Source organism: Streptomyces sp. NPDC012474 (assembly GCF_042955185.1).
GTDB classification, from domain to species: Bacteria; Actinomycetota; Actinomycetes; order Streptomycetales; family Streptomycetaceae; genus Streptomyces; species Streptomyces cahuitamycinicus.
Genome location: NZ_JBIBEP010000009.1, coordinates 49,116 through 76,112 on the forward strand (window position 1 = coordinate 49,116; position 26,997 = coordinate 76,112).

Genomic DNA, 26,997 nt, shown 5'->3' on the forward strand with positions numbered 1-26,997 from the left:
GGGCCTGAGCGGAGGCGTCGCCGGATCAGCTCCCGACCGCGTACGGCACGAAGCCGGCCCACGCGGCGGGGGCGAAGGCCAGCCGGGGGCCCTCGACGTCCTTCGAGTCACGGACGTGGACGGTGCCGGGTTCTGTGGCGACCTCGACGCAGGAGTCGGTCTCCGCCCCGCTGCTGTGACTGCTCTTGAACCACGCCAGGTCGGAGGCGTCCCCGGACAAGGCCTTGCGGATCATGTCTCCCCCAGCAGTTGTTCGATGACAGCGGCTGTTTCACGCGGTGTGAGGGCCTGCGCCCGGATGATGCCATACCGCAGTTCCAGGATACGGAGCTGCCTTGGATCGGTGACCGGCCGGCCGTTGGCTACTCCCGGCGAACGGCCCACCGCCGTTCCGTCGTCGAACTTCAGCACTTCGATGCTCCCGTCCACGCCGGCGTGCTCTTCGCGGTCCATCGGCATCACCTGGATCTCGACGTTCGGCAACTGAGCGACCGTGAGCAGATGTTCGAGTTGCTGACGCATCACCGTTGCTCCTCCGAGTCGCCGCCGGAGGGTCCACTCGTCCTGGACGAAGCTGAGTTCAGGCGCCGAATCGCGTTCGAACACGCTCTTGCGGGCCATGCGAGCGGCGACACCTCTCTCGACCTCGTCGTCGGCATACCGAGGTCGTCGCATACGAAACCGGGCCTGCGTGTACTCCTCCGTCTGCAAGAGCCCGTGGACGTTCAGCGGATCGTAGAGCTGAAGCTCCACCGCCCGCGCCTCCATCTGCGCCAGATCCCGGACCTTCTTCGGGTACCGGACCCTCTTCACGTCCTCCTTCATCGCCGCGATGAGCCCACCGGCGTCCAGCACCTCGTCCGCCGTGTCCAGATACTCGGGCCGGGGGATCCGCTTGCCGCTCTCCATCTTGTAGACGAGGTCCTCGCCGTACCCGACCGCCACCGCGAACTCGCCGGCCCGCAACCCCGCCGCCTCCCGGCGGAGCCTCAACTGCCGCCCCACCGTGGCCACCACCGCGAGCGCCCATTCGTCGTCCGGGTCCACCTCCCAGCCCGGCTCGTCGGCCTGTTCCGCCTCGGTCCTGACCCGCACCGCCTCACCGTTCACCGACATGCGCGCTCCTCCGTAGTGCCGCGTCGTACCGTCGCGCCCCGTCCGCGGGAGCCGCGTCGACAGTCCGGGCAGCACCGGACACCCCATGGACCGTAGCTCTGCGTATTGAGGCAAACACGCATCACGGTAGGTTCGGTCGACCACGCTGAGTGACGCGAATCAGGAAACCACCCAGACCAGGCCTCAACACTGGGCTTCACGTCACCGGAACCCGCACCCTCGCGCTCCGGTGCCGTCGGCGGCTGAAAGACAAAGAACTCCGGGGGAAAGCACCCCGCCAAGCCCCACCCCTCCCGCCCGTGGCCCACGCTCACTCGGGCGGGTGAACATCCCCGAACCGGCTGGATCTCGCGGCCCCCGAGGCCTGAGGCTCAGCGCAACGCACCACCACAACCGCAGACATGAAACGGCCCCCGCCGGGACGGCAATCCCAGGGCGAGGGCCTGACCACCCAGGAAGAGAGAGCTTCCCGATGGGTACTCAGAACCCTAGCGTGCACCCGCACGCCCAAGCCCGTGTTGCGGGCGACAAACACCCGAACCGGCGGCCCGGCGCGGCCCACCGCACCGGCGGGCTCCAGCACGACAACACCCGCCACACCACCCGCTTCACGGTGGTCGGCAACCACCTGGCCCAGCACGAGGAGCTCTCGCTCCTCGCCATCGGGCTCGGCACGCACCTTCAGTCACTGCCGCAGGGCGCCCCGGCCGACATCAAGACCCTCGCCGCCCGGTTCCCCGAGGGGGCCAACCGGATCAGCGCCGCCCTGCGCGAACTGGAGACCCACGGCTACCTGCGCCGCGAACGCGTCCGCACCCCCACCGGCCGCATCGTCACGCGCACGATCTCCTGCAACCAGCCGTCGGCGGCCCACGACCGCACCGAGGCCCGGACCACGGCGGCACCGCAGCGGCGTGAGGCGTACGAGGACAGGGAGACACACCACGCCCCGGCGGCGCGTGAAAAGCGAGCGTCCCGCAAGCCCCTCCCGGCCGTACCGGCCCCGGCGTACCCCGCCCCCGCCCTCCTCCAAGCCGCCACCGACCTCCTCGCGGACCTCCACCGCCACGACCCCCGGCTGCTCCTCTCCACCTGCGACACCGCACACCTGGCCCCCGGCGTGGCCGCCTGGCTGGAGCGGGACGCGGCCCCCGCCGCCGTACGCCACGCGCTGACCGCCGACCTGCCGCCCGAGGGCGTACGCCGCCCCGCCGCGCTTCTCGCCCACCGCCTCGCCGCCCAGCTCCCGCCTCCGCCCCCGTTCCGGGTGCCGGCCGCCCCGCAGCCGCCCCGGTACCCCATGCAGAACTGCGACGGCTGCGACCGCGGGTTCCGCGCTGTCCGTCCCGGCCGCTGCCGCGACTGCCGCTCCGACCTTGAGGAGGCCGCCTAGCATGAACGTGACGATCCTTGCCCCTGGGCACAGACGACGAGGAGCGAGCGCCATGACCATCGCACCCGGCAACGCGCGGCGGGACGGCTCCCATCTGTACCGGGCCATGAGGGATGTCGTGCAGTCGATGGGCGACACCCTCCCCGGGAAGTTCGAAGTCACCAAGGAAGGGATCGTTCACGACATGATGTCGCCGGGGGGCCCGCACGAGGTCACGGCCGCGCACGTCAGCCGCCGTCTGGAGAAGGTCATGCCGGACGAGTTGCTGGCCCACAACGGCACGCCCGACGTGGAAGACGTGCCCGAGGGCATCATGAGGCACCCGGACGTGATGGTGATCGCCTGGGCCGATCTCGACGTCGAAGGCTCCATCGACCCCCGTACGGTCGTCGCAGCCATCGAGATCGTCTCCCGGTCCAACCCGGAGAACGACTGGGTGGGCAAGATGCGTGACTATCCGCTGCTGGGCATTCCGATCTATGTGATCTTTGATCCCCGTACCGGCAGCGGTGCCGTCTTCACCGATATCCACTCCACTCCGGAGGGCCCTCGCTACGCGGTGCGGAAGAACTTCGTCTACGGCGAGGACGTCACCATCGGTGAGTGGACCATCTCCACGAGCGGCCTGCCGCGCTACCAGGATGACGGTGCGGAAGAGGCCGAGTCCTGAGAGCGGGCCGGGGCACGACGAACAGCCGTCCGGCGCCTCGTAGGCTGGCCCCATGACGGAACTGCCCGACCGGCGTCTGCTGCTGGTGCACGCGCACCCGGACGACGAGTCGATCAACAACGGCGCGACCATGGCCAGGTACGCGGCCGAGGGTGTCCACGTCACCCTGGTCACGTGCACCCTCGGCGAACGCGGTGAGGTCATCCCGCCCGAGCTCGCGCACCTGACGGGTGCCGCCCTGGGCCGGCACCGCCGCCGCGAGCTCACCGCCGCCATGGCCGAGCTCGGCGTCCGGGACGTCCGCCTGCTCGGCGGCGCCGGGCGCTACAGCGACTCCGGGATGATGGGCCTGCCCGACAACGACGACCCCGCCTGCTTCTGGCAGGCCGACCTCGACGAGGCCACCGCGCACCTCGTCGAGGTGATCCGCGAGGTACGCCCCCAGGTCCTCGTCACCTACGACGAGAACGGCGGCTACGGCCACCCCGACCACATCCAGGCCCACCGCGTCGCGATGCGCGCCGTGGAACGGGCCGCCGACGCCGGCCTGCCCGTCCCGAAGGTCTACTGGAACCGGGTTCCCCGGCCGGTTGTGGAGGAGTCCTTCGCACGGCTCCGGAAGGACCTGCCCGGCACGCCCTTCACCAAGGCCGCCGAGGTCGACGACGTCCCGGGTGTCGTGCCCGCGGAGCGGATCACCACCGAGATCGACGGCACCGCCCACGCCGGAGCCAAGGCCGCCGCGATGCGTGCCCACGCCACCCAGATCACCGTGGCGGGGCCGTACTTCGTGCTCTCCAACGAACTCGCCCAGCCCATCCTCACCACCGAGTACTACGAGCTGGTCCGAGGCGAGCGGGTCCCCGGCCCGCGGGAGACGGACCTGTTCGCCGGTGTCGAGGAGGCCTCATGAGCGACCGTACGTCGATGCTCACCCAACCGATGCGGCCGCCCACCGCCGGACGCGCCGCCGCCTGCCTCGGCTTCTTCGTGCTCGGCGCCGTGGCCGGTGTGGCCGGGGCGCTGGTACAGCCCGGGTGGTTCCCGGGCGGGCTGCTGCTCGCCCTGGCCGGTGAAGCCGGAGCCGTCCTGGGCGCCACCCGTGTCCTCGGCAGCCGGGCCGGAGGCGTCGCGGCCGCCGGGGGCTGGATGCTCGCCGTCGTGCTGCTGACCGCCAGCCGCACCGAGGGAGACTTCCTCTTCGCCGCCGGGAGCGGCTCCTATCTCTATCTGCTCGGGGGCATCGCCGTAGCTGTGATCTGTGCCACCCTCGCCCCGGGGCGGCAACCGGACGGCGATCCCGTCCGACTTGCCAAGTGACGTACCACTTCGCCAGGACGTGGCCGTGGGGGTCCGGTGTGGGATTCCCGGCAGTCACGGGATACGGGTGAGAAGTGGCCAGTATGGTGGTGCGCGCCGCCGAGCTGCCCGCGTGAGGTTGTGTCGGGCGGCGGAGCCAACCGGGAGAACCTGCCTTGAGTCGTGAAACTGACACTCCGTCCTCCGGGCCCAACGGGCGCGGCGGAGCCGCCTACCCGTCGGGTACGCCGCCGTACGGGACCCCCACGGTCTCCGACGCCGGTGCGGACGCGGGCCGTTCCGCCACGCGGCCGGAGGAACGCAAGACCGAGACCACGCTGACGACCCGGATCCGGATCAACATCCCCGGGTCGCGGCCGATTCCGCCCGTGGTGGTGCGCAAGCCCGTCGCGGATGCGGAGAGCCCGGCCGACACCGACACGCGCGGTGCGGAGCCGACGGCGCCGGGCGCCGCCTCGTCCACGGGCACGTCCGCGGGCACGGTCGAGTCTCCCGCCGACCCCGCGCAGCCGGGCGACGACAAGCCGGCCAGCGACTGGTTCGCGCCGCGCAAGTCCGGTGGAGGCAAGGGCGGTCCGGGCAGCGGCTCCACCAACGGGGCCGGGCTGCCGGGCGGTTCGGGTCCGGCGGCGGGCGGCTCCGGTGCGGGCGGTCCCGCTGCCGGGACGCCGGGTGCCGGTGCGTCCGGTGCGTCCGGTGGGGCCCGGCCGGGTGCCGGGCGGCCCGGAGGCGTGGTCGGCTCCATGGGCGCGCCGGGCGGCTCCCGGTCCGGCGGCACGAACGGTGCCGGACTCCCGGGCGGCGCGACCGGCGGCCCCGTCGCGCCCGGGCACGGCGGTGGCACCGGCTCCTTCGACGTCACCGAGGCCTTGGCGGCGGGCCCTCTGGGCAACGGCTCGCGTCCCGCCCCGGGCGGCGGCGAACCGCGCCGCGACGACCTGCCGTACTTCTCCGAGAACGGCCGTGACGAGCAGAACGGGCAGAACGGACAGGCCGGCTACGGCGGTCAGCCTGGTGGCCCGAGCGCCGCAGACGGCTTCGGCCCGCCCGACGGTCCCGGCTCCCGGGGCCCGGCGGGCCCGACCGGCGGACCGGTCACCGGCGACGGCCCGATGGTGCCGCCGGGCGGAGCGGGCTTCGACGAGCGGGGCGGTCCCGGGAGGCCGGGCGGCTTCACCGCGCCCGGAGGCCCCGGCGGCTTCGGCAACGAGCCGGGCGGCCCGGCCGGACCTGGTGCCTTCAACGCCCCCGGCGGCCCCGCCGGCCCTGACAACTTCGGCGACCCGGCCAGGCCCGGCGCCCCCGAAGCCTTCACCGACCCCGGCCGCTCCGGCGCCCCCGGTGGACCTGGCGCCCCCGGTGGACCTGGCGGCCCCGGTGGACCTGGCGGCCCCGGTGGACCTGGCGGCTTCGACGACCCGGCTCGGCACGGCGCCCCCGGCAGCTCCGGCGGCTTCGGCGACCCGGGCCGCCCCGGCGCTCCCGAGGCCTTCACCACCCCCGGCCGGCCGGGAGGCCCCGGCGCACCCGCCGGGCACGGAGCCATAGGCGGCGGCCCCGGAGCCCACGGCGGCCCCGCGGGTCCGGGCGCCCCGGGCGGCACGACCGCTCCCGGCGCCGCAGGCCCAGGCCCCGGCGGTGGCATGAGCGACGACACCGCCATCCTCACCCCGCAGAAGCCGGCCCCCGAACAGCCGGACGGCCCGGGCTACGGCCCCCGGCACGACAACGTCTCCGGGCACACGGTCACCAGCGGCATCCCGGTCGTGCCGTCCGGCGCCGCCTCGCCGTTCGGCCCGGGCGCGCCCGGCGAGGGCCCGGCGCCCCACACGGCCCCGAAGCTGCCGGAGCCGGTCACTCCGCCCCCGGCGGCCTCCTCGAAGGCGCCGAAGAAGAAGGGCCGCAACAAGCTCGTGCTGCTCGCGGTCGGCGTGGTCGTGGCCGCCGGTGGCGTCTACGGCGCCGGTCTGCTGATGAACCGCACCGACGTGCCCAAGGGCACCACCGTGCTCGGCGTCGACATCGGCGGCACCACCCGCGACGGCGCGGTCAGGAAGCTCGACGAGGCCTTCGACAAGAACGTCGGCAAGGAGCTGAAGCTGTCGGTGGGCGGCAAGACCGTCGCCCTCGACCCGGACAACGCGGGCCTGCAGTTCGACATGGACGCCACGGCCGACGCGGCGGCGAAGAGCGACTACAACCCGGTCTCCGTGATCGCCTCGCTCTTCGGCAACCACCGCACCGTGACGCCGGTCATGCCCGTCGACGAGGAGAAGCTGCACGCCTCCCTGGAAGCCGCCGCGGGCGGCTCCGGCGCGTCGACCGACGGCACGATCGAGTTCAAGGGCGGCAAGGCCGTCCCCGTGTACGGCAAGGTGGGCAAGGGCATCGACCTCGCCAAGGCGACGACCACGGTGGAGGAGGCGTACCGCACCCAGGTGGAGACCGGCACGGGCGGCACGGTGAACCTCCCGACCACCACCCGGCAGCCGACGGTCTCGAACGCCGAGGTCGACCGGATGCTCAAGGAGTTCGCGCAGCCCGCGATGTCCGACCTCGTCACCATCCGTACCGACGCGGCCCACAGCATCGACTTCGGCAAGGTCTCGCTGCCGAAGATCCTGAGCTTCAAGGCCGTCGACGGCAAGCTCGTGGACACCTACAACCTCAAGGCGCTCCAAGAGGCGTACGGACAGACCTTCGAGGGCGTGCAGATCGAGGGCGCGAGCGGCAAGCGGGACGTCCTCCCGCAGGACGTCGTCACCGCGCTGCGCGAGGCACTGCGCGGCAAGACGCCCGCGGAGCGCGTCGGAGTCATCGACACCACGCCGAACTGACCTCCGGCCACCCGCCGCACGAGAGCCTCCGCCCGATGAGGGCGGAGGCTCTCGTCGTCACCCCGTACACATGACAACCGTCATGCGGCACTCCGGACGACCGGCACTGCCCCCGTCCGCACCCGCACAGCCACGATGGCCGTATGACAACGACAGCCCCGGTGGTCGCGTTCGACCAGGTGAGCAAGGCATACGACGCCGTCCGGGCCGTGGACGGACTGACCCTCGACCTCAGGCCGGGGGAGACCGTGGCGCTGCTCGGCCCCAACGGCGCCGGCAAGTCCACCGCCCTCGATCTGCTGCTCGGCCTCAAGAGGCCCGACAGCGGCACGGTCCGGCTCTTCGGCAGCAGCCCCCGGGACGCCATCGTCGCCGGGCGCGTGGGCGCCATGCTGCAGAGCGGCGGGCTCATGGACGAGGTCACGGTCGCCGAACTCGTGCGGCTCGCCTGCGACCTGCACCCGAAGCCGTACCGGCCCTCCGAGGTCCTGGCGCGCGCGGGCATCACGCAGATCGCCGACCGCAAGGTCGACAAGCTCTCCGGCGGCCAGGCCCAACGCGTCCGTTTCGCCCTGGCCATCGCGGGCGACAGCGACCTCATCGTCCTGGACGAGCCCACCACCGGCATGGACGTCACCACCCGCCAGGCCTTCTGGGCCACCCTGCGCGAACAGGCCGGCCAGGGCCGGACCGTGCTCTTCGCCACCCACTACCTCGAAGAGGCCGACGCCGTCGCCGACCGGGTCCTCGTCCTGCACCGCGGCCGGCTCCTCGCCGACGGCACGGCCGCCGAGATCAAGGCCAAGGCGGGCGCCCGCCGGATCTCCTTCGACGTGGAGGGCGCCCTCGACGAACCCGCCCTGCGCGCCCTGCCGTTCATCACCGGGATCGACATCTCCGGCCGGACCGTGCGCATCCGGTCCGCCGACGCCGACGCGACCGTCCACGCCCTGTACGGCCTCGGCGTCCACCCCCGCAACCTCGAAGTCGCCGGGCTCGGCCTGGAGCAGGCCTTCGTCGCCATCACCACCGCCGAGGAGGCGAAGTCCCGGTGAACACGCTGATCAGGCTGGAACTCACCCGCGCCCTGCGCAACCGCAAGTTCCTCTTCTTCTCCGTGATCTACCCGTCGGTGCTGTTCCTGCTCATCGCGGGCAACGCCGACAGCACCGCGAAGATCCCCGGCACCGGCCTGACCCTCCCGACCTACATGATGGTCTCCATGGCGTCCTTCGGCGCCCTCACGGCCGTGCTCATGGGAAACAGCGAGCGCATCGCCAAGGAGCGCGAGGGCGGCTGGGTACGGCAACTGCGCCTGACGACGCTGCCGGGCCGCGGCTACGTCCTCGCCAAGACCGCGAGCGCCGCCGTCGTCAGCCTGCCGTCCATCGTCATCGTCTTCGCCGTCGCCGCGGCCGTGAAGGACGTGACCTTGGACGCCTGGCAGTGGCTCGCCCTCACGGGCGCGATCTGGGCCGGCAGCTTCGTCTTCGCGGCGCTCGGCGTCGCCCTCGGCTACCTGGCCGGCGGGGACGCGGTCCGCCCGATCACGATGATCACCTACTTCGGCCTGTCCATGCTGGGCGGCCTGTGGATGCCCACGACGAGCTTCCCCGGCTGGCTCCAGGACATCGCGAAGTGGCTGCCCACGCACGCGTACGCTGCCCTCGGACGGGCCATCGAGCAGAACCGCGCCCCGCACGTCCAGGACCTCGCCGTCCTCGTGGTGTCGTTCGTCCTGTTCGCGGGCGGCGCGGCCTGGCTGTACCGGAAGGACACCCTGAAGGCGTGAGCGGCGTCGGGTTCGGTATCGGGCAGCGCCCGGTGAACCGCCGGCAGCGGGCGGTGAAGTCGCTGTGGACCGGCATCTGGCTGGTCTACCTGAGCGCACCCGTCACGGACCTGCTGCACGGCGGCCACGGCACGGGCGTGACGATCCTCGGCTGGCTCGGCCTGGCCGCGTTCGTCACCTGGTACATGCTGCTGGTCTTCCGCACCGGCCGTGGCGAGCGCAACACCCTGGTGTTCGGCTCGCTCGGGGTGCTCGCGGCCCAGTCCACGCTCCTCGCCCTCACCCTGGGCCGCGAGTGGCTGGTGCTGTTCGTGTACGTCTCGATCGCGTCCGGCGCGGCCCTGCCGCTGCGCATGGCCCGCTGGACGATCCCGGCCGCGTGCGCGCTGCTGACCGCCGTGGCGCTGGCGACGCACGACGGGATGTCCTTCCTGGCGGGCCTCCTCATCCCGGCCCTGCTGGGCGGCTTCGCGATGACCGGCGTACGGGAACTCGTGCGGACGGCCGTCGCGCTGCGCGAGGCCCGCGCCACCGTCGCCCAGCTCGCCGCCAACGAGGAGCGCCTGCGCCTGGCCAGGGACCTGCACGACCTGCTCGGCCACTCCCTCTCCCTGATCACGCTCAAGAGCGAGCTGGCCGGGCGGATGCTGCCCGGCCGGCCCGACGAGGCGGCCCAGCAGGTCGCCGACATCGAGCAGGTCAGCCGCCAGGCCCTCGTCGACGTACGCGAGGCCGTCACCGGCTACCGCCGGCCCCGCCTGAACGCCGAGCTCGCCGGTGCCCGGGTCGCACTGACCGCGGCCGGCGTCACCCCCGCACTGCCCGCCGAGCCCGGCCTCGACGGCGTGCCCGGGGAGAGCGAGTCCGCCCTCGCCTGGGCGCTGCGCGAGGCGGTCACCAACGTCGTACGGCACAGCGGCGCCCGCCGCTGCACGGTCGAGCTGCTGCACCGCCGGACCCTCGACGGCCCGGTGCTGGAACTCACCGTCGAGGACGACGGCTCGGGCGGCCCGGGCACCGGCCACGGAAACGGCCTCGCGGGCCTCACCGAACGCCTCACCAAGGCGGGCGGCACCCTGGAGGCGGGCCCGCTCGGCCACGGCTTCCGCCTGGTCGCCCGGGTGCCGACGGCCGGACCGGCGGACATAGGATCCCCGGCATGAGCCGCACGATCAAGGTCCTGCTCGCCGAGGACCAGTCGATGGTCCGCGAGGCTCTGGCCGCCCTGCTCGGCCTGGAGGAGGACATCGAGGTCGTCGCCCAGGTGGCCCGCGGCGACGAGGTCCTCCGGGCGGCCCGGGCACACGCCGTGGACGTGGCCCTCCTGGACATCGAGATGCCCGGCCTGACGGGCATCGAGGCGGCGGCCCGGCTGCACGCGGAACTCCCGGCCGTGAAGCTGGTCATCCTCACCACCTTCGGCCGGCCCGGCTACCTGCGCAGCGCCATGGAGTCGGGCGCCGACGCCTTCCTCGTCAAGGACGCCCCGGCCGCCCAGCTCGCCGAGGCCATTCGCAAGGTCCTCACGGGTGAACGCGTCATCGACCCCACCCTCGCGGCAGCGGCCCTGGCGGACGGAGCCAACCCGCTGACGGACCGGGAGCGCGAGGTCCTCCGGGCCGCCGCCGACGGCTCCACCAACGCCGAACTGGCAGCGTCCCTGCACCTCTCCCAGGGCACGGTCCGCAACTACCTCTCCACGGCGATCCAGAAACTGGCGGTGAGGAACCGCGCGGAGGCGGTCCGGGCGGCACGTGAAAAGGGCTGGCTGTAGAGCTCTCAGGGGCGCGGGGAACTGCGCGAAGCAGTCCCACGCACCCGCACACGCGAGGCCACACGAGCCCCCCATGGCGAGAAGGCGTCAGTTGAGCATCGCCCTGGCCGCGAAAGCCTCCCCCCGCACCCGCTCGGCCGCGGCCTCATCCACGGCCTCAACCACCTCCGCGTAGGCCTCCAGCTCTGAGGCCCCACCCAGGAACTCCCCCCGCCGCACGAGCAACTGCGCCCGCTCGTACCGCAACCGGGCCGGATGCGACGGCAGCAGCAACGACAACTCGACCGCCCACAACGCCACGTCCGACCGCTCGGGACGGGCCGCGGCCCACGCCCGCACGTTGTTCAGGATCCGCAGCACCACATCCAGCGGATCGGCCGGCCGCAGCATCGACGGATCGACCCCCGTCCCCGTGGCCCCGACGACCAGCAACTCGGCGTCCGCTCCCGACAGCACCCGCCCCCCGTCGAACGGATCCGCCAGCACCTGCCCCTCGTCCGGCCCGAACCCGACGACGAAATGCCCCGGCAGAGCCACCCCGTAGACCGGCGCCCCCGCCCGCCGCGCCACCTCCATCCACACCACGGACAGCAGGATCGGCAGCCCCCTGCGCCGCACCAGCACCTCGTGCAGCAGCGAGGACTCCAGGCGCTGGTAGTCGCCGGGGGTGCCGTGGAACCCCATCCGCTCACCGAGCAGCTCCCGCAGGGCGAGGGCCCAGGCCCGGGGCCCCGGAGGCCGGAACGGCAGCAGCCCGGCCAGCCGGTCCAGCTCGACCTGCGCGGCGTCCAGGCCCGCCTCGTCCAGCTCCCCGTCCGCCTCCGCGCCCACCAGCAGGCACAGCGTCGACAGATCGGGCCGCTCGGACCGGGCCTCTTCGGCGAACCGCCGCCGCAGCTCGGCGGACCGTTCGGGGGGCGGGGGGTACGGGGGACGCATATCTGGCTCGTGCCCTCTCACGACGATCGGTTACCGGCCGGTGCCGCGGGCGTCCGGCGCCCGGTAGTGGTGGTAGGCGTGGTGCGCGGCGAAGCCCATACCGGCGTACAGCGCCCGCGCTCCCGCGTTGTCGGCCTCGACCTGGAGCCACGCGGCCGACGCGCCCTCGTCGAGCGCCTGCCGGGCGAGCGCGGCCATCACGGCCGTGCCGAGCCCCTGCCGTCGCAGCGCCGGATCGACCTCGACGGCGGCGAACCCGGCCCACCGCCCGTCGACGACACACCGCCCGATGGCGGCCGGAGGAGCCCCCTCCGCCGCTCCGGGGACGGTCGCGAACCACACCGACGGCCCGCTCCGGAGCACCCGCAGCGCCACCTCGCTCACGCCCTTGCGCTGGTACCGGGCCAGCCACCCCTCACCGGCTTCCCGGGACAGCGCGACCCCCGCCGGGTCACCCCGGTCGGCGATCGGTGCCAGCGGCCCGGTCCACAGCTCGGCGGTCACCTCCCGCACCCAGCCGCGCTTCTCCAGCTCGGCACAGAGCAGCTCCTGCGTGCCCTCGGCGCCGGTCGCGGTCTGGACGTAGGCGGGCAGTCCGCGCTCGCTGTACCACCGCCGCACGGCCTCCAGGGCCTCGTCCAGCGGGAGGTCCGGCGTGCCCAGCGGCAGCACCGAGTTGGCCCGCCGCGTGAACCCGGACGCGGCCCGCAGCTCCCACGCGCCGAGCCGCTCGCTCTCGACGGGCCGCCAGGCCCGCGCGGCGACCCGGGCCAGCTCCTCGTAGGAGGCGGCCGGACCGCGGCGACGCGCCGGTGCGGGGGGTACGGTCTTGCCCGCGACCAGCGCGGATTCCGCGATACGGACGCTCTCGCCACTCTTGCGTGTGATCAGCAGCACACCGTTGTCCCATGATGTGAGAACACCGACCGTGTCGGTGAACTTCTCACCCGGAGCCTCATGTTCGGTCAAGCTCCGCACTGAGACCCGTTTGCCCACGTCAGCAGCGGTGATACGGACCTCGAGTCGCCCAGCGGCAGAGATTTCCACAGGTCAGTTCACCCCTCCTGTTCGGATCATGCCCAGGAACGGAGATACTAGGGGCGGGCATCGACGACGCCGCGCTCCCGCGCGCCAGGCGGCGGAGCCTGAGGAGGCCCGCCAGCGCCCTATCGAGGAGGAACGACAGCGTGACCTACGTCATCGCGCAGCCTTGTGTCGACGTCAAGGACAAGGCGTGCATCGAGGAGTGCCCGGTCGACTGCATCTACGAGGGCCAGCGGTCCTTGTACATCCACCCGGACGAATGCGTCGACTGTGGTGCCTGTGAGCCGGTCTGCCCGGTCGAGGCGATCTTCTACGAGGACGACACTCCGGAGGAGTGGAAGGACTACTACAAGGCGAACGTCGAGTTCTTCGACGAGCTCGGTTCGCCCGGCGGAGCCAGCAAGCTGGGGCTGATCGAGCGCGACCACCCCTTCATCGCCGCGCTGCCGCCGCAGAACCAGTAAGAGCGGCCCGCACTCCGTGCCGCCTCGGTCCCGTACGGCCTGATCACCCCGCTGATCGCCGTACGGGGCCGAGGCGTTTGCCGAACCGGCTCGTGCGTGCCAGAAAGTGAGCCAGAACCCGTGTCCGCAGTCTCCGACCGCCTCCCCACCTTCCCCTGGGACAAGCTGACCCCGTACAAGGCCACGGCCGCCGCCCATCCGGACGGCATCGTCGACCTGTCCGTCGGCACCCCGGTCGACCCGGTACCCGAGCTGATCCAGAAAGCGCTGGTGGCCGCGGCCGACTCGCCGGGCTATCCGACCGTCTGGGGCACGCCCGAGCTGCGCGACGCGATCACCGGCTGGGTCGAGCGCCGCCTCGGCGCCCGGGAGGTCACCCACCGCCACGTGCTGCCGATCGTCGGCTCCAAGGAACTCGTCGCCTGGCTCCCGACCCAGCTGGGCCTCGGCCCCGGCGACCGGGTGGCCTACCCGCGCCTGGCCTACCCGACGTACGAGGTCGGCGCGCGGCTGGCCCGCGCCGGGTACGAGGCCTACGACGACCCGACGGAGCTGGACCCCGAGGGCCTGAAGCTGCTCTGGCTGAACTCCCCGTCGAACCCCACGGGCAAGGTGCTGTCCAAGGAGGAGCTGACCCGGATCGTCGCCTGGGCCCGCTCGCACGACATCCTGCTCTTCTCGGACGAGTGCTACCTGGAGCTGGGCTGGGAGGCCGACCCCGTCTCGGTCCTGCACCCGGACGTCAACGGCGGCTCGTACGACGGCATCGTCTCCGTCCACTCGCTCTCCAAGCGCTCGAACCTCGCCGGCTACCGCGCGGCCTTCCTGGCCGGTGACCCGGCGGTCCTCGCCCCGCTGCTGGAGATCCGCAAGCACGGCGGCATGATGACGTCGGCTCCGACGCAGGCGGCGGTGGTGACGGCCCTCGGCGACGACGACCACGTCCGCGTCCAGCGCGAGCGTTACGCGTCCCGCCGCGAGCTGCTGCGTGAGGCCCTGGTCACCCACGGCTTCCGCATCGAGCACAGTGAGGCCAGCCTCTACCTGTGGGCCAGCAGGGGCGAATCCTGCTGGGACACGGTCGACCACCTCGCCAAACGCGGCATCCTCGTGGCCCCCGGCGACTTCTACGGTCCGGCGGGCGCGGAGTTCGTCCGCGTGGCGCTGACGGCGACGGACGAGCGGGTCGCGGCGGCCGTACGGCGTCTGTGACCGCAGCCGAGCACACGGCGAAGGGGTCCGGGGGAAGTTCCCCGGACCCCTTCGTGGTCACAACGCCGGAGCGTCAGCCGACCGGCAGGCTCTTCACCGGCAGGGAGTCCGCGGACGGCACGCCACCCTTGGTCAGGGAGTCGGTGGGCAGGCCGCCCTTGGCCGAACCGGCCGTGTCGCCGACGAGCTGACCGGCGGAGCCGGCCGCGTCACCGGCCGCCTTCTGTGCCACGGGGGTGGTCTTCTTGACCGCCTTGCCGCCGGTCTTGCCCGCGGCCGGCACCGCCTTCTTGACGGTCTTGCCGCCGGTGTCACCCGCGGATCCGGTGACGTTCTGAGCCGCGCCGTCGACGGTGTTGCCGACGTTGGCCCCGTCCAGGGCGGTGAGGCCACCGAGGTTCGGGGTGGCGGGCAGCTCGGGGGCCGCGCTGGCGGAGCCGGCCGCACCGACCCCGGCAGCCGCTCCCGCAGCGACGATCAGCGCGGCACGGGCGATCCGGCGGGTCAGGGGGAGGGACATGGTGCTCCTTCGACGGGAGAGAACAGTGAGCTTCGTGAAGTGTCCGACCAGGTCCGGCAGTTGATCGACTGGCTGTGGATCACCCCGGCTCGGACGCAGTGACTACCGCTCGAAGCCCGCGAAGGTTGCGGCGGCGCAACGTAAAGAGTTGGTAATGCGTCGCATTATCGGCTGCGGATAAAACCGGTCAAACAGGCCTCTGCCGAAAACCCCGCGGAATCCTTCCAGCCCTGTGTTCCCAAGGGTCTCGGGGTGGCCCGGCTGAGGGTGCGAAATGCTGCGCGCACCCTCGCCGCCGGGCCGTACGGGTAACCCTTCGGAGTGAGTCCCCGCACCCCTGCGCGAGCTAGCGCATCGTGACGATACGGACCGCGTCCGCGTCCCGTTCCGCGCCCGCGGTGCCCTTCGCCGAGGGCTCCCGCCACTGGCTCGCGGTGTTCCCGGCCACCCACTCCCGCCCCGCGTACGTGACCCGGGCGATGTGCAGCCCGGAGGCGTTGGCCACGGCCCAGTGCGCCAGCTGCCAGCCGCGCTGGTCCAGGCTCCGCCCTCCCGCGGAGGACGTGTCGTCGCTCACCGGGAGCGTGACGGTGCGCCCGCCGGAGTTGTCCGCCGTGCTCGCGGAGGGCGTCGGCGTGGCCGCCGAGGATTCGCCCACCGCGGCACCGGCCGGCTCCAGCACATCCCGTCCGAAGTCCCGCACGAGCGCGGCACGCACCCCGTCGGGGCCCGAGGCCCTGGTCGCGGCCGGGCGGCCCTCGCAGGTCAGCGTGGCCGCGGACTGTCCGGTGAGGGCCGCGGCGAGCAGCGCGGCGTCCGGCTCGTGCTTGGCGTAGGCCTGCGGGAAGCCGCTGCGCTGCACGCGCTGCGCGGCGACGGTGAGCGGCAGCCGGGTGTAGCCGGGCACCTTGACCAGGTGGTCGTAGAACTCACCGGCCGAGTACGTCGGATCCATGATCTCCTTCGGCGTGCCCCAGCCCTGCGAGGGCCGCTGCTGGAACAGGCCGAGGGAGTCCCGGTCGCCGTGGGTGATGTTGCGCAGGGCGGACTCCTGGAGCGCGGTCGCCAGCGCGATGGTCACGGCCCGCTCGGGAAGACCGCGCGCGGTCCCCACGGCGGTGATCGTGGCGGCGTTCACGGCCTGCTCGGGCGTGAACTCGTACGACGCCCCGTCGCCCTTGCCGGAGACGACCTTGCAGCCCGGTCCGCCCGAGCCCCCGGTGACGTACTGCACGACGAGGTACCCGGCGACCGCGAGCAGGGCCACGAGGGCGGCTCCGCATCGAAAGAGGCGGCCACGGCGTTTGGGAGAGGACTGCTCTGGCACGCGGTACAAGGTACTGGAGAGTACGCAGTGGTATGAGCCAGGTGGGGACAGTGAGGCCGGGGTCTGGCGCGTTAGGGTCGACGGCATGGCCGACACCTCGCTTGACCTCACGCTGGACGCCGCGGAGCTCACCGCCCGGCTCGTCGACTTCCGTTCCGAGAGCGGCACCGAGAAGCCCCTCGCCGACGCGATCGAGACCGCGCTGCGCGCCCTGCCCCACCTGACGGTCGACCGGTACGGCAACAACGTCGTCGCCCGCACGAACCTCGGCCGCCCGGAGCGGGTGATCCTGGCCGGGCACATCGACACCGTCCCGATCGCGGACAACGTCCCCTCCCGGCTCGACGAGGACGGCGTCCTGTGGGGGTGCGGCACCTGCGACATGAAGTCGGGCGTCGCCGTGCAGCTGCGCATCGCGGCCACGGTCCCGGCCCCCAACCGCGACCTGACCTTCGTCTTCTACGACAACGAAGAGGTCGCCGCCGAGCTGAACGGCCTCAAGCACGTCTCCGAGACACATCCCGATTGGCTTCAGGGCGACTTCGCGGTGCTCCTGGAACCGTCGGACGGCCAGGTCGAGGGCGGCTGCCAGGGCACGCTGCGGGTGCTGTTGAAGACCACGGGCGAGCGGGCCCACTCGGCGCGCGGCTGGATGGGCTCCAACGCGATCCACGCCGCGGCCCCGATCCTGGCCCGTCTGGCCTCCTACGAACCCCGTCGGCCGGTCATCGACGGCCTGGAGTACCGCGAGGGCCTGAACGCGGTCGGCATCGGCGGGGGAGTGGCCGGCAACGTCATCCCCGACGAGTGCGTCGTCACCGTCAACTTCCGCTACGCGCCCGACCGCACGCCCGAGGACGCCGTCGCCCACGTCCGCGAGGTCTTCGCGGACTGCGGGGTGGAGGAGTTCGAGGTCGTCGACCACAGCGGCGCGGCGATGCCCGGCCTGTCCCATCCGGCGGCGAAGGCGTTCATCGAGGCGGTCGGCGGCACCCCGATGCCGAAGTACGGCTGGACGGACGTCTCCCGCTTCTCGGCGCTCGGTGTCCCGGCGGTCAACTACGGCCCCGGCAACCCCCACTTGGCGCACAAGCGGGACGAGCGCGTGGAGATCGCCAAGATCCTCACGGGCGAGGAGCGTCTGCGGAACTGGCTGACCGCCTGACCCCGTCGGGACGCCATCGGGTTTACGGCGCTTCATCGCGGACATGCTCACGTCCCTCGTTCGTAACCCGCGTAGATCTACGCTGAGGTGGAAAGACAGGCACGACGGAGGGAGCGCACATGGCGACCGGCAACCCCGAGGGGAAGAAGCAGCCGCCGGATGAGAAGCGCCTGGGCCCGGTCCTCCAACGGCGGGACCAGGTGCAGGCCAGCACCACCGACCAGCGGCTGCTGGACGAGCGGGCCCCCTCCGACTGGGTCCACACCGACCCCTGGCGCGTGCTGCGCATCCAGTCGGAGTTCATCGAGGGCTTCGGCACGCTCGCCGAACTCCCGCCCGCGATCAGCGTCTTCGGCTCGGCCCGGACCCCGGCGGACTCACCCGAGTACGAGGCGGGCGTGCGACTGGGGCAGGGCCTGGTCGACGCGGGCTTCGCCGTCATCACGGGCGGCGGCCCGGGCGCGATGGAGGCGGCCAACAAGGGCGCCCTGGAGGCGAAGGGCATGTCCGTCGGCCTCGGCATCGAGCTGCCGTTCGAGCAGGGGCTGAACCCGTACGTCGATGTCGGCCTGAACTTCCGCTACTTCTTCGTCCGGAAGATGATGTTCGTCAAGTACGCCCAGGGCTTCGTCGTCCTGCCCGGCGGCCTCGGCACCCTCGACGAACTCTTCGAGGCCCTCACCCTCGTCCAGACCCAGAAGGTCACGCGCTTCCCGATCGTCCTCTTCGGCAGCGACTACTGGGGCGGTCTGGTCGACTGGCTCCGCGACACGGTGATCGCCCAGGGCAAGGCGGCGGAGAAGGACCTGCTGCTGTTCCACGTGACGGACGACGTGGACGAGGCGGTGGCGTTGGTGTCGAAGGAAGCGGGCAGGTAGAAGGCGGTTCCAGCCGGGCTTGTCGGGTGGGCACAGGCCGGGGGTGCCAGGGGGCGGAGACTCCTGGCACCCGGGCTAGGCCAGCCCCCGCCGCGCCACGGCAGGGGCCCGACGCCCCGCGATCGCCGAGACCATGTCCAGCACCTGCCGCGTCTCCGCGACCTCATGCACCCGGTACACCTGCGCCCCCAGCCACGCGGACACCGCCGTGGTCGCCAAGGTACCGATCACCCGCTCCTTCACCGGCCGGTCCAGCGTCTCCCCGACGAAGTCCTTGTTGGACAAAGACACCAGCACCGGCCACCCCGTGGCGACCATCTCGTCCAGCCGGCGCGTCGCCTCCAGGCTGTGCCGGGTGTTCTTGCCGAAGTCGTGGCCGGGGTCGATCATGATCGACTCCCGCGGTACCCCCAGTGCGAGCGCCCGCTCCGCCAGCCCGACCGTCACGTCCAGGATGTCCGCCATGACATCGTCGTACTCGATCCGGTGCGGCCGGGTCCGCGGTTCCGCCCCGCCCGCGTGCGTGCACACCAGGCCCACCTGATACCGCGCGGCGACCTCCGCCAGCCCCGGATCGACCCCGCCCCACGCGTCGTTCAGCAGATCGGCCCCGGCCTCGCACACGGCCTCGCCGACCTCGGCCCGCCACGTGTCCACGCTGATGACCACGTCCGGGAAACGCCGCCGCACCTCCGCCACGAACCCGACCGTCCGCCGGGCCTCCTCCTCGGCCGTGACCTCTTCGCCCGGCCCGGCCTTGACCCCGCCGATGTCGATGATCGCGGCGCCCTCGGCGACCGCCTGCTCCACGCGCGCGAGGGCCGGCTCGTCGCGGAAGGTGGCGCCCCGGTCGTAGAAGGAGTCGGGGGTGCGGTTCACGATCGCCATGATGACCGGCTCGTGCGTCCCGAATTCCCGCCTGCCCAGCCTGAGCATCCCCTGTGACCTTTCCTGGTACGTCCCGTCTTCCGCCGCCTGCGACCCTAACCGTCAGACTCGCATGGCACGATCGGAGCCTGACAACATCCGACTCGGAGGACTTCCGAAGAGTCCGATCCGTCCGACCGTGGGGGCCCCGCGATGGTTATGTTCCTGTTCCTGGTCGTCGCGCTCGCCGTCGTGGTCGCCGCGGTGACGCTCGCCGTGGTGGGCGGCGGCGAGAACGGCCCGCTGCCCGAGGCCGCCCCCGAACGGCTGCGGGACCCGCTGCCCCCGGACCGCCCGGTCGACCGCGCGGACGTGGAGGGCCTGCGCTTCCCGCTCGCCGCCCGCGGTTACCGGATGGCGGACGTGGACGACGCCCTCAGCCGTCTGGGCGCCGAGCTCGCCGAGCGCGACGCCCGCATCGCCGACCTGGAGTCGGCCCTGGCCGGAGCCCGGTCGGGCTCCGCCCACGCACCGGTGCACGCGTCCGGGGAGAACCACGTGTCCATGGAGAAGCCCGCCCCCAGGAAGGAGGACCGGCCGTGAGCGACGGCGCCGCCCTGGCCGGCCCGGACGGCGCGCTGCGCTGCCCCTGGGCCCTGTCCGCCCCGGAGTACGTGGCGTACCACGACGAGGAGTGGGGCCGTCCGGTCCACGGCGACGACGCGCTCTTCGAGCGCCTCAGCCTGGAGGCCTTCCAGTCCGGGCTGTCCTGGATCACGATCCTGCGCCGCCGCCCCGGCTTCCGCGCCGCCTTCGCCGGCTTCGAGATCGCCTCGGTCGCCGCCTTCACCGACGACGACCGCGAGCGCCTCCTGGCCGACGCCGGCATCATCCGCAACCGCGCCAAGATCGACGCGACCCTCGCCAACGCGCGTGCGCTGACTCAGTGGTCCCCGGGCGAACTCGACGCGCTGATCTGGTCCCACGCCCCCGACCCGGCCGGACGCCCGGCCCCGAAGACCCTCTCCGACGTCCCTCCCGTCACCCCCGAGTCGACGGCCCTGTCCAAGGCCCTGAAGAAGCGGGGCCTGCGCTTCGTGGGCCCGACGACGGCGTACGCGCTGATGCAGGCGTGCGGCCTGGTGGACGATCACCTGGAGACCTGCGTCGCCAGAAGCACCCCGTCAAAGGCGCGGGGCGGCGCTACCGCCCCAAGTACTTCGGCCTCTCCTTGTTGACGAAGGCCTGCACCGCGATCGCGTGATCCTCGGAGGAGCCGGCCCGGGTCTGGAGCTCGTCCTCCTTCTCCAAGGCCTCCTCCAAGGAGTGCGTCAGGCCGAACGCCACCGACTCCTTCAGCGCCGCGTACGCCACCGTCGGGCCCTCGGCCAGCGCCCGCGCGACCTTCTCGGCCTCCGCCCGCAGGTCACCGGCCGGCACCAGCCGGTTCGCGATGCCCAGTTCGTACGCCTCCTGCGCGCTGATGCTCCGCGGGAAGAGCAGCAGGTCAGCGGCCCGGCCCGGCCCGATCACGCGCGGCAGCGTCCAGGAGATCCCCGAGTCGGCGGTCAGCGCGACCCCGGCGAACGAGGTGTTGAACGCCGCCGTGTCCGCCACGATCCGGTAGTCCGCGGCGAGCGCGAAGCCGAAGCCCGCCCCGGCCGCCACTCCGTTCACCGCGGCGACGACCGGCTTGGCCGCCCCGGCCAGCGCCCGCACGATCGGGTTGTAGTGGTCCCGGACCGTGTTCATGGTCTGCCCCGAACCGGTCTCCCGGTCCCGGACCAGCAGCCCGATGTGCTCCTTGAGGTCCTGTCCGACGCAGAACGCCCGGTCACCGGCGGCGGTCAGCAGTACCGCCCGTACGGCGCCGTCGCCCGCCGCCGACTCGACCGCCTCCCGCAGGGCGACCTTGGTCGCCACGTTCAGCGCGTTCATCGCCTCCGGGCGGTTCAGCGTGATCGTCGCGAGTCCGTCGCTCACCTCGTAGAGCACGGTGTCGGTCATGCGTATCCCCTCCGAGTCGCGGATCGAGGACGTACCGGCCGGTACGTCCCGGGTCTGCAGGACAGCATGACGGAGATCGCGGACGGGGAACCGGACCGTACGTGTGACCTGCGTCAAAGAATTCTCGTGCGAATCGGTTCGGCGGATGCGTGCGCGGCGGCGGAGTATCGCAGTCTCATCGCCGAATTGAGTGGTTTTGCTCGCGTGCGTTGCCCAAGCGATGCCTACTGATGTTGGTCATCGGGTCCTGAGATGCGGGATAATGGCTTGGAAGCAATGTGTTCGATGCCGGTGTCGCGTGTCCTGCCACAAGGAACCACACGTGTGCCCTTCTCAGGGGCCGTCGGCTTTGACGATGAGCTGGGTTTCAGGAAGGGGAACGAGCATGGCGGCCATGAAGCCGCGAACGGGTGATGGCCCGCTCGAGGTGACCAAGGAGGGGCGGGGCATCGTCATGCGCGTTCCGCTCGAAGGCGGCGGTCGGCTCGTCGTCGAGCTGACCCCGGACGAGGCCGACGCGCTGGGCGATGCCCTCAAGAAGGTCGTCGGCTGACGCGCAAGCGACCATACCCTTTCAGTTGCCCCGGCATCACCCGTGATGCCGGGGCGGCTGTTTTCTCACCGATGACACTCGCCTGCCCCGGCTCCGGCCGCGCTAACGTGCCGACCCGGTCAGCGTTTGACCGCGCACAGCAGCCCGTCGCCCACCGGCAGCAGTGACGGAACCAGCTCCTGGCTCTCGCGCACCGCACGCAGCAGCTCGCGCAGCCGCAGCACCTCCGTGGGCTGCGGGCCGGAGTCCACCGTCCGGCCGTTCGCGAAGGCGCCCTCGAAGACGACCAGCCCGCCGGTGCGCAGCAGACGCAACGATTCAGCGAGGTAGTCCATGACCTCCAGGCGATCACCGTCGCAGAAGACCAGGTCGTAACCGGCGTCCGCGAGGCGGGGCAGCACGTCCAGGGCGCGGCCCGGGATGAAGCGGGCGCGGTTGCTGGCGAAGCCGCAGGCGCGGAAGGCCTGGCGGGCGAACTGCTGGTGCTCCGGCTCGGGGTCCACGGTCGTCAGCACACCGTCGGGCCGCATACCGTGCAGGAGGTGGATCCCGGAGACACCGCAGCCGGTCCCGATCTCCGCGACGGCTTTGGCGTCGACGGACGCGGCCAGCAACCGCAGCGCGGCGCCCGTGCCGGGCGTCACCGAGCGCAGCCCTGCCTCACGGGCCCGGTCCCGGGCCCAGTGCAGCGCTTCGTCCTCGGCGACATAGGCGTCGGCGAACGCCCAGCTCGTCTGCCGGTTGCCGGTAATGACCCTCTCCTGTCCCCGTGAATGCCTGGGCGTGACTGTATCCGTTGGGCACGGGAACCCGCAGATGGGACCGGTCGTTTAAAGGGATGAGCAAGTGGCGTCGGTCGGGACGGGGGGCGGGCGGTGCAAGAGGTCGCCGAGCAAGTGCCAACGCAGCAGTACGAGGGGTATCAGCCCAGATCAAATTCTCGTAAAACCGCTTATCCGGTCCTAACGGGCGAGGTGGCTATGGTAGGGGCTCCACTGGACACCACCAGAGCTGACAGGGGAGGTGCGGCTGCGTCTGTGGATCGCGGAGGAGTGCTGCGGCGCTTCCTCGGATCGGCGGGCAGGCCGACATCCGTGAACGACACCGCTGCTGACCACAGTCACGCCGCTGACATCGCCCAGACCGCGACCTTCACCACCGACGCGGACGGGCAGGCGTGGACTCCGCCCACGTGGGAGGAGATCGTCAGCACGCACAGCGGCCGGGTCTACCGGCTCGCCTACCGCCTGACCGGCAACCAGCACGACGCGGAGGACCTCACGCAGGAGGTCTTCGTCCGCGTCTTCCGCTCCCTGTCGACCTACACGCCGGGCACCTTCGAGGGCTGGCTGCACCGCATCACCACGAACCTGTTCCTGGACATGGTCCGCCGCAAGCAGCGCATCCGTTTCGACGCGCTCGGCGAGGACGCGGCAGAGCGGCTGCCCAGCAAGGAGCCCACGCCGCAGCAGGTCTTCAACGACGCGCATTTCGACGCGGACGTCCAGCAGGCCCTCGACACCCTCGCCCCCGAGTTCCGCGCCGCGGTCGTCCTGTGCGACATCGAAGGACTGTCGTACGAGGAGATCGCCGCGACCCTCGGCGTCAAGCTCGGCACGGTCCGCTCGCGGATCCACCGTGGCCGCTCCCAGCTGCGCAAGGCCCTTGCGCACCGTTCCCCGGAGGCGCGTGCCGAGCGCCGCTCCTTCGTGCCCCGTGTTCCCGCCTTGGGAGGAGGGGGCGCGAGCGCGTGAGCGGATCTCGGCCGAAGGCTTCCGAGGGTCACCTCGCAGAGCAGCATCTGGGAGACCGACTCTCCGCCCTGGTGGACGGAGAGCTCGGTCATGACGCGCGTGAGCGCGTACTGGCGCACGTGGCCACCTGCCCGAAGTGCAAGGCGGAGGTGGACGCCCAGCGCCGGCTGAAGAACGTCTTCGCGGAGGCGGCCCCGCCGCCCCCCTCCGAGAGCTTCCTGGCCCGCCTGCAGGGACTACCCGCGGGCGGCGGCCCGGACGGTGATCTCACACCGCCGGGCGGAGGAGCGCTGCCCGGAGGGATGTCCGGACGGTTCGGATCTTCCGGGGTGTTCGGAGTGAAGCGCGACGAGCGGTTCGAGTTCGGCTACGCCCCCGCCCGGCCGCACCTGCCCGTGCTGCCCGCCTCCCCGGGAGGCCCGAGCCTGCCGTCCGACACCGGTGATCTGCCGTCGGACCACCGGGGCCTGCCCCCGGGGAGGGGCTTCCGTATCCACGACGTCGGCCGGCACGACACCGACCGCTCCTCATCGCGGCTGCGGTTCGCGTTCGTCGCCGCCGGGGCCGTGTCGCTGGCCGCGATCGCGCTGGGCGGTGTCACCACCGTCACCCCGGCCGACACGGAGGCCCGAGGAGGCCAGGGCTCGGGGAGCAATGTGACGCCGATGCGCACCCAGGGCACCGGCCCCGCGGCACCGCCCGAATCCCAGCGGCGCCGGACGGCTCCGCTGCTCGGGCAGGTGCACGGCCAGAACACGCTCGGCCGCGGCCCGGTCGCCCCGACCGAGGTGTCGGCGCCTCTGCTGCCCGGGGTGCCCCCCGCCGCCCGGCAGCACGCGCTGCATGCGCTGACCGCCCCGGTGGTGGCCGGCGCGGCCGTCATGTCCCCGTTGATACGTCCGCTCGAAGCGGCCACGCCGGCCGCCCTGACCTCTTGGGCCGAGGTCCCCGAGATCACGGCCCCCCTGTTCGCCGAGCCCCTCCTGGACCCGGCCTCGTCCCCCTCTTCCTCCGCCTCCTCCCGTACGGCTCGCTGACCGACTCTGCGCACCGGCCCGCGAACCTGATTGAATCCGGGGGTTGTCGCCCGCGGCCGAGGTGTGGCCGGGCGCCGATTCGACGAACCGCGGCCACCGCGACGAGCCGTGCCGCGGCTGTGGGGAGAGCATGAACGAGGGGAAGCCCACGAAGGCGAAGTGGTGGAGCCGACCACGGCCGCAGGAACTCGCGGAAGAGCCGGAGGGCATGGAGGGGGCCGTGGCGGAGGGCCCGGGCACGCACGGGGCACACGGGCCGGTGACGGCCCCGGCGGAGCCGACCGGCACCGACGGGGACTTCGAGCTGGCGCGTCCGGCGGCTCGGCCTGCCGAGGACGGCGACTACGAGTTGAGGCGTCCCGAGGCGGTTCCGGCAGGGGGCCCGGCGGAGCCCGCCGCATCGGCAGGCGGCGACGCCGTCGCCACGACCGTCCCCGGCCAGGCCGCCGCCGAGGCCGCTGCTGCGGTCCCCGCCGCCCGGGAGCCCGGGAGCCAGGACGCCCCCGTCGCCTCTGCTGCCTCCGTCGCACCAGCCGGGCCGCCCGAGGGCGCTCCCCGGCCGCTGCACGACCCCGACCCCTACAGCACCCCGCCCTACGGTGAACCCGGCCCCTGGGCGCCCGCGCCGCCCGTACAGCACCCGGCGACGACTCCCGCCCAGGGTGTGGCGATACCGGGGCAGCAGCCCACCGTGCCGGGCACCCCGGCCGCGCCGTCGGGGCCCGGCACCACCCCGCCCGCCCCGGTCTCCGGCGCCCCCGCGCCGGGCCCGGCTGGGATGCCGGCTCCTTCCGGCGATCACGGGCCTAGGGTTCACGCGTCGGCCGAGATGCCGACGGCCCCCGGTGTGCCGGCGCCAGGCGCGCCGTCGGGGCCCGGCACCACCCCGCCCGCCCCGGTCTCCGGCGGTCCCGCGCCGGCCGCACCGGCGTCGGCCGGGATGCCGATGCCCTCCGGCGATCACATGCCGACGCCCCCCGGTGTTCCCGCGCCGGCCGCGCACGTCCCCGCTCCTGCGGCCTTGCCCGGGCTGCCGGCCCACGGCGCACCGGCGCCCCCGCAGGCCGCGCCGGTCCACGCCGAGGGGCCGGGACCTGCCCCCGCCCCCGGCCCGTGGCAGCGCTACGACCCCTGGGCGGCTCCCGCGGGCCACGGGGGACACGGGCCTCTCCAGCAGAACGGCGCCGCCGTGCCGAGCACGCAGCAGCGGCGCAAGCGGGGCAGGAAGGCCCTGGTGCTCGGTGCCGTGCTGCTCGCGCTCGTGTCCGGCGGCGTCGGCGGCGTCGTAGGGACGTACCTGGAGCGGAACGGCGGCGTCGGGACCGTCGAGCTGCCGCAGGCCTCGGAAGAGGCCACCGCGCGGGACGCGGACAGTGTGGCCGGGATCGCCGGGCGGGCCCTGCCCAGCGTGGTCACACTGCATGTCGGCGGCGCGGGCGAGCAGGGCACGGGCACCGGCTTCGTGCTCGACATCCGGGGGCACATCCTCACCAACAACCACGTCGTGCAGCCCGCCGGATCGGGCGGCGAGATCACCGTGACCTTCAACGGCGGGCAGACGGCCCAGGCCGAGGTCGTGGGCCGGGACAGCGGCTACGACCTCGCCGTCGTGAAGGTGAAGGGCGTCAGCGGACTCACACCCCTGCCCCTCGGCAACTCGGACAACGTGCAGGTCGGCGACCCGGTCGTAGCCATCGGCGCCCCCTTCGACCTGGCCGGCACGGTCACCTCCGGCATCATCAGCGCCAAGCAGCGGCCCATCACGGCCGGCGGCGAGAAGGGTGACGGCAGCGACGTGTCGTACGTCGACGCGCTGCAGACCGACGCGCCCATCAACCCCGGCAACTCCGGCGGGCCCCTGCTCGACGCCCGGGCCCGGGTCATCGGCATCAACTCGGCCATCCGGTCGGCGGACAGCGGCTCCACGCAGGACAGCGGCCGGTCCGGTTCGATAGGCCTCGGCTTCGCCATCCCCATCAACCAGGGCAAACGCGTCGCCGAAGAGCTGATCAACACAGGGAAGGCGACCCACCCGGTCATCGGCATCACCCTGGACATGGACTACACGGGCGACGGCGCCCGCGTAGCCACCGAAGGCAGCGAGGGCGGAGCACCGGTCACCGCGGGCGGCCCGGGTGCCGAGGCCGGGATCAAGTCGGGTGACGTCATCACGCAGGTCGACGGCCGGCGGGTGCACTCCGGCGAGGAACTGATCGTCAAGACCCGGGCACACCGCCCCGGCGACCGCCTGGAGCTGACCGTCGAACGCGGCGGCAAGGAGCGGAAGATCTCACTCGTCCTCGGATCGTCCGGTGGCTGAGACATGAG

The 26,997-nt window shown here is 72.6% G+C and carries 28 protein-coding genes; 19 read left to right on the top strand and 9 right to left on the bottom strand.

From position 1 onward, the window contains the following. Window positions 1-25: 25 nt before the first annotated feature. Both ACFY9S_RS20670 and ACFY9S_RS20675 read right to left on the bottom strand, forming a co-directional pair. A complete protein-coding gene (locus ACFY9S_RS20670) occupies window positions 26-235 on the bottom strand; it encodes a DUF397 domain-containing protein (protein WP_391130540.1) in 210 nt (69 codons plus the stop codon). Beyond that, window positions 232-1,116, bottom strand: coding sequence for a Scr1 family TA system antitoxin-like transcriptional regulator (locus ACFY9S_RS20675; RefSeq protein ID WP_391130543.1), 885 nt, complete (start codon window positions 1,114-1,116; stop codon window positions 232-234). Before ACFY9S_RS20675 ends, ACFY9S_RS20670 begins: the two co-directional genes overlap by 4 nt. A 472-nt stretch (window positions 1,117-1,588) precedes the next feature. Between ACFY9S_RS20675 and ACFY9S_RS20680 the strand changes: the two genes are divergently transcribed. The 9 genes from ACFY9S_RS20680 (at window position 1,589) to ACFY9S_RS20720 (ending at window position 10,902) form a co-directional block, all read left to right on the top strand. Then, window positions 1,589-2,509: a helix-turn-helix domain-containing protein gene (locus ACFY9S_RS20680; protein ID WP_391130546.1), complete on the top strand. Its 921-nt coding sequence runs from the start codon at window positions 1,589-1,591 to the stop codon at window positions 2,507-2,509. A 52-nt stretch (window positions 2,510-2,561) separates the two neighbouring features. Then, entirely contained in the window at window positions 2,562-3,179 is a 618-nt protein-coding gene (locus ACFY9S_RS20685) for a Uma2 family endonuclease (protein ID WP_391130549.1), read from the top strand. A 52-nt stretch (window positions 3,180-3,231) separates the two neighbouring features. Then, window positions 3,232-4,092, top strand: a complete 861-nt coding sequence (gene mshB / locus ACFY9S_RS20690; protein WP_391130551.1) for an N-acetyl-1-D-myo-inositol-2-amino-2-deoxy-alpha-D-glucopyranoside deacetylase — start codon at window positions 3,232-3,234, stop codon at window positions 4,090-4,092. Further along, the gene (locus tag ACFY9S_RS20695) at window positions 4,089-4,499 is read left to right on the top strand and encodes a DUF6113 family protein (protein WP_391130554.1); all 411 of its coding nucleotides are present in this window, start codon (window positions 4,089-4,091) and stop codon (window positions 4,497-4,499) included. The genes mshB and ACFY9S_RS20695 overlap by 4 nt, the downstream gene beginning before the upstream one ends. 155 nt (window positions 4,500-4,654) lie before the next feature. Further along, complete coding sequence (locus tag ACFY9S_RS20700) at window positions 4,655-7,336, top strand: hypothetical protein (protein ID WP_391130557.1); 2,682 nt, start codon at window positions 4,655-4,657, stop codon at window positions 7,334-7,336. 143 nt (window positions 7,337-7,479) lie between these two features. After that, window positions 7,480-8,391: an ATP-binding cassette domain-containing protein gene (locus ACFY9S_RS20705; RefSeq protein ID WP_391130559.1), complete on the top strand. Its 912-nt coding sequence runs from the start codon at window positions 7,480-7,482 to the stop codon at window positions 8,389-8,391. Next, complete coding sequence (locus ACFY9S_RS20710; RefSeq protein ID WP_391130562.1) at window positions 8,388-9,128, top strand: ABC transporter permease; 741 nt, start codon at window positions 8,388-8,390, stop codon at window positions 9,126-9,128. Before ACFY9S_RS20705 ends, ACFY9S_RS20710 begins: the two co-directional genes overlap by 4 nt. Then, complete coding sequence (locus tag ACFY9S_RS20715) at window positions 9,125-10,291, top strand: histidine kinase (protein WP_391130565.1); 1,167 nt, start codon at window positions 9,125-9,127, stop codon at window positions 10,289-10,291. The genes ACFY9S_RS20710 and ACFY9S_RS20715 overlap by 4 nt, the downstream gene beginning before the upstream one ends. After that, window positions 10,288-10,902, top strand: coding sequence for a response regulator (locus ACFY9S_RS20720; RefSeq protein ID WP_391130568.1), 615 nt, complete (start codon window positions 10,288-10,290; stop codon window positions 10,900-10,902). Before ACFY9S_RS20715 ends, ACFY9S_RS20720 begins: the two co-directional genes overlap by 4 nt. A gap of 87 nt (window positions 10,903-10,989) precedes the next feature. Here the strand turns inward: ACFY9S_RS20720 and ACFY9S_RS20725 are convergent, their stop codons facing one another. Together ACFY9S_RS20725 and ACFY9S_RS20730 are read right to left on the bottom strand one after the other, a co-directional pair. Then, window positions 10,990-11,841 carry a tetratricopeptide repeat protein gene (locus ACFY9S_RS20725; RefSeq protein ID WP_391130571.1) on the bottom strand — a complete coding sequence of 284 codons (852 nt, stop codon included), beginning with the start codon at window positions 11,839-11,841 and terminating at the stop codon, window positions 10,990-10,992. A 30-nt stretch (window positions 11,842-11,871) separates the two neighbouring features. Next, the gene (locus tag ACFY9S_RS20730; RefSeq protein WP_391130574.1) at window positions 11,872-12,888 is read right to left on the bottom strand and encodes a GNAT family N-acetyltransferase; all 1,017 of its coding nucleotides are present in this window, start codon (window positions 12,886-12,888) and stop codon (window positions 11,872-11,874) included. A gap of 140 nt (window positions 12,889-13,028) precedes the next feature. Here ACFY9S_RS20730 and fdxA point away from each other — a divergent pair, with 140 nt between their 5' ends. Both fdxA and ACFY9S_RS20740 read left to right on the top strand, forming a co-directional pair. Further along, the gene (gene fdxA / locus ACFY9S_RS20735) at window positions 13,029-13,349 is read left to right on the top strand and encodes a ferredoxin (RefSeq protein WP_030669097.1); all 321 of its coding nucleotides are present in this window, start codon (window positions 13,029-13,031) and stop codon (window positions 13,347-13,349) included. Between the two features lie 120 nt (window positions 13,350-13,469). Further along, complete coding sequence (locus tag ACFY9S_RS20740; RefSeq protein WP_391130577.1) at window positions 13,470-14,561, top strand: bifunctional succinyldiaminopimelate transaminase/glutamate-prephenate aminotransferase; 1,092 nt, start codon at window positions 13,470-13,472, stop codon at window positions 14,559-14,561. A gap of 73 nt (window positions 14,562-14,634) precedes the next feature. Here ACFY9S_RS20740 and ACFY9S_RS20745 read toward each other — a convergent pair whose 3' ends face one another. Both ACFY9S_RS20745 and ACFY9S_RS20750 read right to left on the bottom strand, forming a co-directional pair. Next, window positions 14,635-15,081 carry an ATP-binding protein gene (locus ACFY9S_RS20745; protein ID WP_391130580.1) on the bottom strand — a complete coding sequence of 149 codons (447 nt, stop codon included), beginning with the start codon at window positions 15,079-15,081 and terminating at the stop codon, window positions 14,635-14,637. 346 nt (window positions 15,082-15,427) lie between these two features. After that, window positions 15,428-16,348 carry a heavy metal transporter gene (locus tag ACFY9S_RS20750; protein WP_391130583.1) on the bottom strand — a complete coding sequence of 307 codons (921 nt, stop codon included), beginning with the start codon at window positions 16,346-16,348 and terminating at the stop codon, window positions 15,428-15,430. Window positions 16,349-16,493: 145 nt separating this feature from the next. Between ACFY9S_RS20750 and dapE the strand changes: the two genes are divergently transcribed. Continuing rightward, window positions 16,494-17,573, top strand: a complete 1,080-nt coding sequence (gene dapE / locus ACFY9S_RS20755; RefSeq protein WP_391130586.1) for a succinyl-diaminopimelate desuccinylase — start codon at window positions 16,494-16,496, stop codon at window positions 17,571-17,573. 119 nt (window positions 17,574-17,692) lie between these two features. Then, window positions 17,693-18,451: a TIGR00730 family Rossman fold protein gene (locus tag ACFY9S_RS20760; RefSeq protein WP_391130589.1), complete on the top strand. Its 759-nt coding sequence runs from the start codon at window positions 17,693-17,695 to the stop codon at window positions 18,449-18,451. 75 nt (window positions 18,452-18,526) lie between these two features. On the opposite strand, the gene folP is transcribed toward ACFY9S_RS20760, so the two are convergent. Then, the gene (folP, locus tag ACFY9S_RS20765; RefSeq protein ID WP_391130592.1) at window positions 18,527-19,387 is read right to left on the bottom strand and encodes a dihydropteroate synthase; all 861 of its coding nucleotides are present in this window, start codon (window positions 19,385-19,387) and stop codon (window positions 18,527-18,529) included. A 144-nt stretch (window positions 19,388-19,531) separates the two neighbouring features. Here folP and ACFY9S_RS20770 point away from each other — a divergent pair, with 144 nt between their 5' ends. After that, the gene (locus ACFY9S_RS20770; RefSeq protein WP_391130595.1) at window positions 19,532-19,921 is read left to right on the top strand and encodes a DivIVA domain-containing protein; all 390 of its coding nucleotides are present in this window, start codon (window positions 19,532-19,534) and stop codon (window positions 19,919-19,921) included. Next, window positions 19,918-20,556, top strand: coding sequence for a DNA-3-methyladenine glycosylase I (locus tag ACFY9S_RS20775; protein ID WP_102912319.1), 639 nt, complete (start codon window positions 19,918-19,920; stop codon window positions 20,554-20,556). The genes ACFY9S_RS20770 and ACFY9S_RS20775 overlap by 4 nt, the downstream gene beginning before the upstream one ends. Here ACFY9S_RS20775 and ACFY9S_RS20780 read toward each other — a convergent pair. Continuing rightward, window positions 20,522-21,325, bottom strand: coding sequence for an enoyl-CoA hydratase/isomerase family protein (locus ACFY9S_RS20780; RefSeq protein ID WP_102912322.1), 804 nt, complete (start codon window positions 21,323-21,325; stop codon window positions 20,522-20,524). The two genes, ACFY9S_RS20775 and ACFY9S_RS20780, sit on opposite strands and share 35 nt — an antisense overlap. A 385-nt stretch (window positions 21,326-21,710) precedes the next feature. Here ACFY9S_RS20780 and ACFY9S_RS20785 point away from each other — a divergent pair, with 385 nt between their 5' ends. Further along, window positions 21,711-21,878, top strand: coding sequence for a DUF3117 domain-containing protein (locus ACFY9S_RS20785; protein WP_003966491.1), 168 nt, complete (start codon window positions 21,711-21,713; stop codon window positions 21,876-21,878). 119 nt (window positions 21,879-21,997) lie between these two features. Here ACFY9S_RS20785 and ACFY9S_RS20790 read toward each other — a convergent pair whose 3' ends face one another. Next, window positions 21,998-22,696, bottom strand: a complete 699-nt coding sequence (locus ACFY9S_RS20790; protein ID WP_269465895.1) for an O-methyltransferase — start codon at window positions 22,694-22,696, stop codon at window positions 21,998-22,000. Window positions 22,697-22,930: 234 nt separating this feature from the next. Between ACFY9S_RS20790 and sigE the strand changes: the two genes are divergently transcribed. From sigE to ACFY9S_RS20805, 3 genes are all read left to right on the top strand, one after another. Then, the gene (gene sigE, locus ACFY9S_RS20795; RefSeq protein WP_102912321.1) at window positions 22,931-23,632 is read left to right on the top strand and encodes an RNA polymerase sigma factor SigE; all 702 of its coding nucleotides are present in this window, start codon (window positions 22,931-22,933) and stop codon (window positions 23,630-23,632) included. Next, window positions 23,629-24,669: a zf-HC2 domain-containing protein gene (locus ACFY9S_RS20800; protein ID WP_391130597.1), complete on the top strand. Its 1,041-nt coding sequence runs from the start codon at window positions 23,629-23,631 to the stop codon at window positions 24,667-24,669. Before sigE ends, ACFY9S_RS20800 begins: the two co-directional genes overlap by 4 nt. A gap of 130 nt (window positions 24,670-24,799) precedes the next feature. Further along, window positions 24,800-26,989, top strand: a complete 2,190-nt coding sequence (locus ACFY9S_RS20805; protein WP_391130600.1) for a trypsin-like peptidase domain-containing protein — start codon at window positions 24,800-24,802, stop codon at window positions 26,987-26,989. Window positions 26,990-26,997: the final 8 nt, after the last annotated feature.